Raw genomic sequence first — 10973 nt, 5'->3', positions numbered from 1 at the left:
GTCGGCATACTCCCGGTATGCCTCCTTCCTCCGCCTTGCATTGCAAAAAAATCTACACTGTCTAATCCTAATTCACAACTTTGCCAAGACACTAGGCTTTATCAAGCCCGTACTTTTTTAAATAGCGGTATAAGGTTACCCTGCTGACATCAAGCATATTGGCTAAACGGCTTATATTGCCGCCGGCGGCCCGCCAGGCCTTGATAAATACATCGCGATCTTCCTTCCAGGCATTATCGGGCCTGATCTCGCCCATCAAATTAATATCCTCCGGCCGAATCTGGTCGCCGGCGGTATGAAAAAAAGCATACTCCACCACGCCTTGAAGCTGCTTGATATTGCCTGGCCAGTCATAGGCCATCAGCACTGCGTTGGTTTCAGGCAATATTGTTTTTACCTTCATCTGATGCTGCTCAGCCACCTCACTGACAATATGAACAGCCAATGCCGGAATATCCTCCCGGCGAGTCCTGAGCGCAGGTACTCTGACCACACTCTTGGCGATAATTTCGTATAAACTGCCGGCAAATGCGCCCCGCTCGGTCAGCCGTTTTAAATCACTGTCACAGGCGGCGATAATCCGTACGTCAATTGGCCGCTCCACGGCTTCTCCGAGCCGTCTCATCCGCTTGTCGACCAAAGCCTTGGCCAGCTCGTTTGCCGCATTACGGGGCAATTTTTCAATCTCATCCATAAATAGCGTGCCGCCATTGGCCAGTTCCAGCTTGCCGGGCCGGCTGGCATCCGGAACAGTGGCAGCGCCAAACAGCTCCTCTTCCAGACGCTCCGGCGGAAGGCTGCCGCATTTAAGAGCAATCAGCGGGCCTGCGGCCCTGGCGCTGGCCTGATGAATGCCATGCGCCATCCGCTCCTTCCCAGTGCCAGCCTCGCCCTGTAATAATAAATGGCTGTGATTACGGGCTACCCGGGCGGCTTTTTCCTTAGCCGCCACAAAAACCGGCATAGCCCCGACCATGCTGGACAGGCTATAGCGGGCCGTATAGCCAACGGCATGAGCCACCAGCGTTCTTAAATCCTCAATCGGCAGGGAAACTGCAACAACACTGTTTACGCTCTGATCAGATCCCCGCTCCAGAGGCACCACCGTCGTTATATCCTCATAAGTTTTACGATGCGTTATCCAGGTTACCTCCTTATTATAGGAAGGCACTCCGTTAAATCCCTTAAAAATCGGCGTATGCCGGTAATTTAATACCACATCGTTAAGATTAGCCAGCCCGTTGACCGTGTCGCCGCCAATTCCCTCCAGCCGGCTTTTCCCCAGTTTATTGGTATAGGCGACCTCTCCGCCAGGCATAATGTGGTAAACGGCAAATGGCGCCGCATCCAAAATGGCCTGTTGCGCTTTTAGGCGTGAACACAAATTCAAATGGCTTTCCATGGCGTGTTTCATACTTAATATAAGCGATACCACCGAGCTATACGGCAAAGCCTGCTGCTCCACCGATACCAAAGTAATCATATAGGCCAGTTCCCCGTCCAGAATAATCGGCGCTGAGCAGGCATCTCCCAACTGGCAGTCCTCAAGCCACATTTCCGGCCCGAATAAGAGAAACGGCGTCCGGTGCTCATACGCAATACTGATGCTGGACGCGCCGATATCCTGCTCGGCCAGCCGGGCGCCCTCAATTTGGCCCGGCGTCTTCTGAAAGAATGGCAGCGAGTAACTTTTTAGCACATAACAGTCTGCATCTAACAACAGCAGGCTCAAATTATAAATATTAAAAAACTCCCTGATTTCCCGGTAAAAGTCGTTTAAATAGCTAATCGCGCCGGCATTTTTATTCTGCCGGTCAGCCAGTTCTTCTTTCGTCAGCTTAGCAAGCGCCGGCATACTGTCATGCGGTATTTTACCGTTCAGGCTGCGTTGCCAGGAGGCGGCAACCCAGGGATGGACATTTGGGTCAAGAACTGCGTCCTGAATAAACTTTTTGTAATAGGACTCCAATTTATCCCTGCTGCGCCGCTCTCGAATCATAAAAACAACCCCCAAAATTCTGATGTATTTTAGTATGCCCAATAACAAATAAACGTGATCTCATTTTCCCTACCCAATTGTACCAAGCCCATCTGCTACATGCAATAAAGGGTTTGGGCAAAATGCGCAGGATTGACAGAAAAGTCATCGCAAATTTTTATTTACCAATGGAATAAAATTCGGTATGCTTAAAGTAAAAAAATAGTAAAGGCTGGTGTTACAATGAAAACCATTGCTTTAATTGCCCATGACCGCAAAAAACAGGAGATGCTGGAATTTGTTCGCCTGCATTCAGCCCTGCTGGCCCAGCATAAGCTTGTTGCTACTGCCACTACCGGCCGCTTAATCGCGGAAAATATCGGGTTGGAGATTACCACACTCTTATCAGGCCCGTTGGGCGGCGACCAGCAAATAGGCTCACTAGTTGCCACACAGCAGATTGACATGGTTATTTTTCTTCGCGATCCACTCACGGCCCAGCCGCATGAGCCGGACATTACCGCATTGCTTAGAGTCTGTGACGTACACAACGTTCCTTTGGCGACAAATCAACAAACAGCTCATTTATTGCTTAATTCTCTGGTGCTGGAATAACCTGACGTTTCACAAATGAACGCCTGTTCTGCGCCGGGAGTGAACCAAAGTCACAGGTTGAACTGCTGCGGTTAAACATTTCTATTTTAATCGGCAAAAAACAGGCGTGGTTCGCCTGTTTTTTTGTTGAGTCCAAATCAGGTCCGGTAATCGTTGATATCCTCACTAAAATGTTGAATAACCGTCTTAAATTCACCGATTTTGTCCATCATATCCTGCAGCTTATCATTGTATACCGTGACCGCAGCACTGACTTCCTCGCTGGCCGCCGAATTTTCCTCCGAGACTGCCGCCAGCGCCTCAATCTTGCCGTACACTTCACTCAGCCCTTTTGTCTCCTGCTCTAATTGCTCAATCATATTCACGATATTGTCGGCAACTTTATGCACATTCAGCACATGCAGAGTATTGCTATGGACAACAGTTCCCAATTGGCGGCTTTCATTTGCCAGAACTACATACTCTTCTTCAATTAAAGCAACTACGCCGCTGATAATCCTCATCAGGATTTCAAGATCACGGGAAATGCTTTCCGAGTGATGCTGCGACTGTTCGGCCAGCTTTCTAACCTCCTCGGCTACAACTGCAAAGCCCCGCCCCTGTTCACCGGCCCTGGCCGCCTCGATTGCAGCATTCAGCGCCAGCAGATTGGTCTGTCCGGCAATAGCCGACACCATTCCGGTAATTTCATTGATTTTACTGGCCTGATCCTGTAAGTTTTCGGCTGATTGCTTCACATCCCCGAACTTTTCCATACTCCGTTCCAGTCTTTGATTGGAGGCCTGGATATCATCAAAGCCGCCTTTAATTTCGGCGACGGCCGCTTCTAATTGCTGCTTATTGCGTTCCTGCTCGGTAACCACAGTTCTCAGAGTTGCCAGATTGCCGTTAAGAATACCAACGGCATGACTGGTATCCTGGGCCTGGCTGGTGGCGGCAAGCGCCACATCCATGACCACTCCCGAGATCTCCGTTGATGTGCGCCGCATTTTTTCCGCCAGGTCATTGAAATCACCGGCATACATCCGCATTTCATCCCCAGTGCCTTTAAATCCGGTAAATTCGCTCTTCACCCGCTTTTTATACTGGTCAATCAGCTCTGCAATGGCTTCAAACTCATCGTCCGAAGCCACCTTGGTGGTACCATAATATTGATGCGCAAGAATACCCTGCAGTTCCGCTTTAACCGAAGCAAACGGCTGCAGCAGGATTGCCGCGCCGGCAGCGGCCAGAACGCCGCTGAATAAGGGGATCCATAGCGGCAGATTCAAACCAGCGGCGGCTAAAGCCAGGCTAGCCAGCAAGGAAAAGGCCGCAGTTGCCACACCTATTTTAACCGGCAGGCTGCGAATAAAGCCTAAAGAAAATAGCTTGTTAAACCGGTAGGAAACCAGCCGGCTGACCGGCTGCGGAAACCTGATCTTTATTTTCAGAAGCTCAGCTGACGCTTCAACTGTCTCTGTCCGGATATCCTCTCTAAAAAATTCAGCCGCCCCGGCCAGCAGGCCCTTGAAATAACCAAACATCCCGCGTTTGGAACGATAGCTCAAAACAGCTTCATATTCGGAAACAGGGCGGATCAATAATTCCGGCGGATTTGCTCCCGGCAGCCGTTTGACTACGACCACATGTACATCATACATTGACGCCAAGAAGGAATACAAATTCTCGTGCTGAAAAAAAGCCGGGTAAGCATTAAAAAAAGTTCTGACATTATCTTTACCAATGGCCTGCCAAACTTCATCCTCGGTTTTGCCAAGCTGTGACGCAAGAAATGATATGACCGCCTTAGGCTTGGCATCATCAATATCCTCCGTCGGCAAAAACATTTTATCGGCCTGCCAGCCGATATGAGCCATTGCCCGGTTCGTTAAATCTTCCCCCCACAATTGGCGTGAAGTCTTCAGCCAAGTCCCAACAACTGTACCTTTCATGATTACACACCCCGTAATTACAGCGTTTTCTACTTATATCCACAACTTCGCTCTTAACGTAAAATATCCTACCCGGCAATTGCGGATTTATCGTTATTAAAATTAAATAAAAAACCGACTTTGTATTCATTGCCCAAATGCTTCACAAACCAGGCTCAACGAATCAGCCCGTCTAAGCGGTTGTTCAACTTACGAACCACCGAGTGCACCGAGGACACAGAGGGTTACGGGGCATTTTTAAACCTAGTATCCCCTCCGTTAACTCTGTGTACTCTGTGGTTCGTTTCTTAGCGTTTTTGATCAAGATCCATGCTTGCCGCCTGATGAGCCAGATCATAGGCATGAGAACCGCCGAATAAATCAGCGGTAATCGTCCCGTCCAGCTTACGATTTGCAACCATTGCCCGCATAATTTTTTCTACTTCAGCCAGCGGCAAGGTCGCCCGGTAAGGCCGGTTTTCGGTCAGCGCCACAAATACATCCGCCACAGCCACAATACGGGAGCCAAGCCGCAGGGATTTTTCACCAATCCGGAAAGGATAGCCCGTCCCGTCAAGCGTCTCATGATGGTATGCCGCCCATTCGGCAATGATCTCAAAGCCGTCAATCTGGGCCAAAATACGGTAAGTATAATACGTGTGCTGCTTAATAACGGCGAACTCCCACTCGTTCAATTTGTTGGGTTTTTCAAGAATTTCGTTTGGTATTGCCAATTTGCCCAGGTCATGTAATAACCCGGCAATTCTCATTGCCTTAATTTCCTCTGAGCTGTAGCCTCTGGCTTCAGCCAAAAAAGCCGCAATTAGTGAAACACTGCGTGAATGGATTGCCGTAAATGAACTGGTCCGGTCAATGATTGTTGCAAATATCTCCGCAATGTTGATCACATCATCTATCGTAAACTTCATCAGTCCGTATACGTCAATATTGCGAAAAAAGTTCTGATAATAATGGGGGTTGACCAAATCGAGCCAGAAGCTTTCCTGCCGGGCAAACTCATGCAGCGCTTTTACTAAATCAGGGTCAAAATAAGTGCCGCTGAGCTGACGGATGGCCGATAAGATTTCCGGCCTTTGCTCAAAAATAAACAGGTCATCCCGCAGTAAAACCTCCAGCCGGTCAGCCAGGCAAATAATCCGGCTTGCTAAAGGAATTTGCCGGCCGGCAAGCCCGGAAGGACTGCTGCCGTCCCAGCAATCATGATGACGTCGAATCGGTTCAGCCAGCATTCCCAGCTGCGGTGAATTTTTCAGTAATTCGTACCCGGCTTCGGCATGATGGTAAATATCCGGACCAGCCTGTTTAAAATGATGCAATCTTTGTTTTTCTTCCCAGCGCGAGACAGCGCCAATATCGTGGAGTAAGGCTGCATAAACAATCGTGTGCTGCTCGTCGTTGCTCAGGCCGGTATACTCGGCAATCCGGCTGCTGATTAAAGCTGTCCGCCAATGATGCCGAGACAAACCACCAGTTGATAGTTCCAACGCCATGGACAGGGCGCGTAGTAAATTGATTGGATGAATATTGAATTGCATAACGATAAACTGCCCCCTCTAACGAGTCACTTAAAACTGTAAATATAATAACGAAGTAACCCGTCAGTATACACAGCATTAGCTTTAATACTGTACTTTATGTATCCCGCCTGACTCCCCCGCATCTTAAAAGGCCGGACTTGCGCCGCGCGGCATTGGCAAAACGGCCTTAACTCCCTGCTGAGCAGTCAATCGCGCTAAGCCGTATTGCAAAATACCGGACCCGCGGGCCCGGTTGTTTAAAGTCCCAATAACTGCATATATTTGACTAACTTAAATGGCCGATAGTCCCAGGCATTAATTGTCTCAGTCAGAACCGTTCTGGCATACAAAACAGCCATTGCCTTTTGGGCGTCAAATTTAGTAAATCCGTAATTGATTAAACGCTCTTCAATAACGTCATAGGGCGCCCGCTGCTGATAACGGTCTATTACCGGCTGCAATTTACGGATGATTTCCTGCAATTGTTCTTCGGAAACCTTAAGCTCCTGCAGCCACTGGCTGGTTAAACTCATTTTCAAAACTCTCCCTTCATCTAACACTTGATGCCAAATAGGTCATTATCTGCCCATCGCCTGCTTCGCCCCTCCCAGCCTTCCATGAAGAAGCGCGGTGCAGTACTAGGCCTTAACATCAACCCTGGCGCCCACAGAATCTGTCCCGGCAACAGCCCGGCTAACCAATTGCCGCTCCCCTGAAGCTTCATGATCTTTCTGCTCCTCCGGGGATTTACGCCGCTTTTGATTAGGTAAATATTCCGGCCTTTTAAATAGTTTTACACTGCCTAAAGGCTTAGCCCTTACGATACTGGCAACTGATCCTACCGGCTGAATATGCTTATTTTTATCCATATAACCCCACCCAGCACGTTTCTTTATCACAAGTAATTATTTATAGACAGAAGAAAATCCTCCCGGAATTTTCCGAAAGGATTAATCTTAATCATTTAATTTTTAAACAACAAGCTTTGGTACTGCTTTTAACTGGTTATACAACCTAAAATAGGCTTCACACCAATCTACCAGTTCGGCCATAAGCCGCTCCCGGGCCGCACCATCAATATCCGCCTGATTTAATTCAGCTGATAATTCCATGATTTTTTCTTTCACTGCCAATGGTTCCAACAAAAACCCCTCCTAGCTATTATAGTACAAGCATACACCCTTCAGCTTGCGATATTTGTTGTTATCCGCCGGCGCTTCATTACTTTTTACCGACAAAATACATTTATATGCTCCGGGCATTGTTATTATTCTCACTTTTTCCAATTTTATAACCTTTATTTTCCACAACCTATTGATTGTTCTTCTGCATCAATTCGGCCAATTGCTGTTTCAGCACTTCTATTTCAGCTTCAAGCTCGCGGCTACGCTGTTCCAGCTTTTGCACCTTACTGGATCGTTCTTTTTTTTGCATTATGGTGTGTTTACAAGCTTCTTTATGCCTGTCGCAAGCCACGGCAAAATCCATGCAATCACCTGCTAAATCCAGCAATATCGCCCAAAACACCAATCCACCATACTTAAATCCCCAAAAAGCCATACGCACCCCTCCGCCTAGTACCTTGTCAGCCCTAAAACGGTAGGATAATGGCGAGGCTATTTTTCGCAACACCAGGCGGAGGAGGGAGGCATACCGGGAGTATGACGACCGGCGACAACGAAGGGTTGCGGAAAATAGACCGTCAGTATTCACTGGTTTAGGGCTGATAAGGTACTACAATAGTTTATACAACTTTGCGGCAGTAAGTTACAGTAAAAATAAAAAATTCTGGCGGCTGCCAGGGACTTGGCTCAAACGGAAAGGCTGCCCCAATGCTTATTGCATTTCCGGGCAGCCTCTCACTTTAAATTTTAAATTGCCTTACAATGGAATTCAGCTCAGTTGCCAGCTTTGCCAGCGATTCAGCATTGCTGCTAATTTCATGCATACTGGCCGACTGCTCTTCCACAGTAGCGGCGACGGTACTGGCATTGCCGGAGGTTTCTTCCGCAATTGCACTGATATTCTGCACACTGGCCACCATCGACTGGGTACCTTTAGCCGTTTCTTCAATTGCCACGGCAATTTGCTCAATACCATTTTTAACCGTCCCTAATGTCGCAATGATCAGTTCAAAACCCTTTTGCGTATCCGCTGCGGCCAGCTTTCCCTTGTCAACCTCCGTATTGGCTTTATCGACAGTTGTTACCGCGGAAGCAATTTCACCGCCCATTCTCCCAATGATTTCAGCAATATCCTGGGTTGCGCCGGCGCTTTGTTCCGCCAGCTTCCGAACCTCTTCAGCCACTACGGCGAAGCCTCGGCCCGCTTCTCCGGCCCGGGCCGCTTCAATAGCCGCATTTAAAGCCAGTAAATTGGTCTGGCCGGCAATATCATTGATGACCCCGACAATTCCCTTAATATCCTCCGAACCGCTGGCCAGCAGCGAAGTAACATTGGTAATTTCCTGCATAGCAGCAGCAATTTGTTCATTCTGGCCTACAACTGCGCCCAACAGGTTCATGCCGGTATCAGCCTCATGTACCGCATCGTAAGTCTGGCTGTTAACAGCGCCGGCGGTTGCACTTATTTGCTGGGCTCCGGCCGACGCCTGCTGCAAAGCGGCTGAAATGCTGCCGATGTTGTCTGCGTTTTGGCCGACGCCGGCGGCAATTGTTTCAATACTGCCGGCCACTGTTTGAACAGCCTTCAAATGCTCATCAACGGTTGCATTCAGCTCTTCACCGGATGAGGCCAGCATTTGGCCGGTTGTCTGAATTTGCTGCACAAAAGTTTTTAACGCCCGGCGCATCTCAATAATCACCGTGCCCATATCACCGATTTCATCGTTGCGGGTCGGAAATACATCACGGCCGGTTAAATCCAGTTTGCCAACCTCAGCCAGCTCCCGGCTTAAATTACCAAAGCGTTTACTTACATTGCGGCTGTATAAATATACCAACACAATGACCAGGGCAAATATCCCGATACTCAGTAAAGCGGCCAGTCTTACCCGGGCTTTACTATGGTCAATGAGAGACTCGCTCTTCCCGGACAGATAAGCGCCCTGCAGCTTATTGATCTGCAAAAACTGCTCATCAATATTAGCAACCAATTGACGTCCTTGCCCGGTATATTGCGATAAATTAGGATCATTGGCCTTTTTCGCAGCAATCACCTGATCGCCTAATATCACATAATCGCTAATCAGCTTTTCAAGCTTATCACCGGCAGCTTTGGTGTCGGCCATTGTTGAAGTTGCATTGTAATCCCGGACTATCTCCAGGCTTTTTTGAATTTCTTCGCGATAACTCTGTTCGTAAACGGCAGCACCGTCCGGATAAAATAAAAAGCCGCGCATTGACAACAACGCTCTGGTAAAATCAGTGTGGGCGTCCTTTAATAACAATGCCCTGGCGGACGTATGCTGAATCAAACTGCCGGCCATATTGCCCACACTGTCAAAATGGTACAAAACGTAGCCCAGCAGCGCTAAAAATAAAACTAAGACAAATCCGAACATCGCTGACAACTGGGCAATAATAGGTATCCTGGCGCCTTTTCTACACATCTGGGATCACCCTCCCTGGCGTAACTCATTCCACAGAATAAATTCTGGATATTTTTACAAAAGTCCTGCTGTAAGTTGACAGAATTTTTCGCATTATGACAATGCCGCTCAGAGCTGTCCACTAAAATAAAATTTGTATTCCTGCCAAATTAATAGGATTGCCGCCTTTGCAGCAATATATACTTGAAGATTTCCGGGTTTTTGATTATAATTAGATATAATAATAGTAATTTTCCAAGGATTACTACTATTAATTGGTATTGCCGGTCGTATTAAGCTGGCCGGGCCAGCTTAATACGCGACAAAAAGGAAAATAAAGGAGAATGATGAATGAATTTAAAGGGCAGTAAAACTGAAGCAAACCTCCAGGCGGCATTTGCCGGCGAGTCAGAGGCCAGAAACAAGTATACTTATTATGCCGCGCAAGCCAGAAAGGAAGGCTTAAATCAAATTGCCGACTTTTTTGAAGAAACTGCCGGCAACGAAAAAGAACATGCGAAAATCTGGTTTAAACTGTTGCATGACGGCATCCCCTCCACCGACACAAATTTACAAGACGCCGCTGACGGCGAAAACTATGAGTGGACCGATATGTACGCCAGCTTTGCCAAAGAAGCCAAAGAAGAAGGCTTCAATAAAATTGCTTATCTCTTTGAAGCGGTGGGTAAAATTGAAAAAGACCATGAAGAGAGATACAGAAAGCTGCTTGCCAACTTAAAAGAAGGCGCAGTATTTGCCAGAGAAGATAAACAAACCTGGATTTGCAATAACTGTGGACATGTTCATTACGGACCAAAAGCGCTTGTATCCTGTCCCGTGTGCGAACATCCCCAGGCTTTCTTCCAAATAAAAGCTACCAATTATTAAACCGAAGGCTTCCTGATGTTCGCACCATAAAACACCTGAAAGAGCGGGTTCAACCGCTCTTTCAGGTGTTTTTCCGTTTGCCGGGATTGAGTTTGCGCATATCGGGCAAAAATAAAAACCCTGCATATCGCAAGGCCTGTTTTTCAGTGGTGCCTCAGGGCAGAATCGAACTGCCGACACGAGGATTTTCAGTCCTCTGCTCTACCGACTGAGCTACCGAGGCATGCTGGATTTTGGATATTAGCTTTTGGACTTTGGAAGCTCCGCTAAAATCCCTATAGTATTGCCGGACCTGCCTATTGTACTATCCAATAGCCAATGTCCAACGTCTAATATCTAAAATGGCGACCCGGATGGGACTCGAACCCACGACCTCCGCCGTGACAGGGCGGCATTCTAACCGACTAAACTACCGGGCCGTTTTGGGATGCTGGCTATTAGCTTTTGGACTTTGGCAGCTCCGCTAATATCCCGCTATGATTTGTCAAACC

The 10973-nt window shown here is 47.9% G+C and carries 10 protein-coding genes and 2 tRNA genes; 2 read left to right on the top strand and 10 right to left on the bottom strand.

Annotated features, from left to right (window positions below; all coding sequences use genetic code 11):
* Positions 1–91: 91 nt before the first annotated feature.
* A complete protein-coding gene (locus tag BLR06_RS19050) occupies positions 92–1999 on the bottom strand; it encodes a sigma-54-dependent Fis family transcriptional regulator (protein ID WP_092075161.1) in 1908 nt (635 codons plus the stop codon).
* 222 nt (positions 2000–2221) lie between these two features.
* On the opposite strand from BLR06_RS19050, the gene BLR06_RS19045 reads away from it, so the two are divergent.
* Entirely contained in the window at positions 2222–2593 is a 372-nt protein-coding gene (locus BLR06_RS19045; RefSeq protein WP_092075160.1) for a methylglyoxal synthase, read from the top strand.
* A 137-nt stretch (positions 2594–2730) separates the two neighbouring features.
* Here BLR06_RS19045 and BLR06_RS19040 read toward each other — a convergent pair whose 3' ends face one another.
* From BLR06_RS19040 to BLR06_RS19015, 7 genes are all read right to left on the bottom strand, one after another.
* Positions 2731–4527 carry a heme NO-binding domain-containing protein gene (locus BLR06_RS19040; RefSeq protein WP_092075159.1) on the bottom strand — a complete coding sequence of 599 codons (1797 nt, stop codon included), beginning with the start codon at positions 4525–4527 and terminating at the stop codon, positions 2731–2733.
* Between the two features lie 287 nt (positions 4528–4814).
* A complete protein-coding gene (locus tag BLR06_RS19035; RefSeq protein ID WP_092075158.1) occupies positions 4815–6062 on the bottom strand; it encodes an HD-GYP domain-containing protein in 1248 nt (415 codons plus the stop codon).
* Between the two features lie 239 nt (positions 6063–6301).
* Complete coding sequence (locus BLR06_RS19030; RefSeq protein WP_092075157.1) at positions 6302–6577, bottom strand: hypothetical protein; 276 nt, start codon at positions 6575–6577, stop codon at positions 6302–6304.
* 105 nt (positions 6578–6682) lie between these two features.
* Positions 6683–6913, bottom strand: a complete 231-nt coding sequence (locus BLR06_RS19025; protein ID WP_092075156.1) for a hypothetical protein — start codon at positions 6911–6913, stop codon at positions 6683–6685.
* Positions 6914–7015: 102 nt separating this feature from the next.
* Positions 7016–7186: a hypothetical protein gene (locus BLR06_RS19715; protein WP_173812937.1), complete on the bottom strand. Its 171-nt coding sequence runs from the start codon at positions 7184–7186 to the stop codon at positions 7016–7018.
* Positions 7187–7355: 169 nt separating this feature from the next.
* Positions 7356–7604 carry a hypothetical protein gene (locus BLR06_RS19020; RefSeq protein ID WP_092075155.1) on the bottom strand — a complete coding sequence of 83 codons (249 nt, stop codon included), beginning with the start codon at positions 7602–7604 and terminating at the stop codon, positions 7356–7358.
* Positions 7605–7908: 304 nt separating this feature from the next.
* Positions 7909–9615, bottom strand: a complete 1707-nt coding sequence (locus BLR06_RS19015) for a methyl-accepting chemotaxis protein (RefSeq protein WP_092075154.1) — start codon at positions 9613–9615, stop codon at positions 7909–7911.
* 330 nt (positions 9616–9945) lie between these two features.
* Here BLR06_RS19015 and rbr point away from each other — a divergent pair, with 330 nt between their 5' ends.
* Positions 9946–10482, top strand: coding sequence for a rubrerythrin (rbr, locus tag BLR06_RS19010; RefSeq protein WP_092075153.1), 537 nt, complete (start codon positions 9946–9948; stop codon positions 10480–10482).
* 147 nt (positions 10483–10629) lie between these two features.
* On the opposite strand, the gene BLR06_RS19005 is transcribed toward rbr, so the two are convergent.
* Positions 10630–10705: transfer RNA gene (locus BLR06_RS19005), tRNA-Phe, on the bottom strand.
* Between the two features lie 119 nt (positions 10706–10824).
* Positions 10825–10901, bottom strand: a tRNA-Asp gene (locus tag BLR06_RS19000).
* Positions 10902–10973 lie beyond the last annotated feature (72 nt).

It is taken from the genome of Dendrosporobacter quercicolus, from assembly GCF_900104455.1.
GTDB lineage: Bacteria > Bacillota > Negativicutes > DSM-1736 > Dendrosporobacteraceae > Dendrosporobacter > Dendrosporobacter quercicolus.
This window is presented reverse-complemented; position numbering and strand designations above follow the sequence as displayed.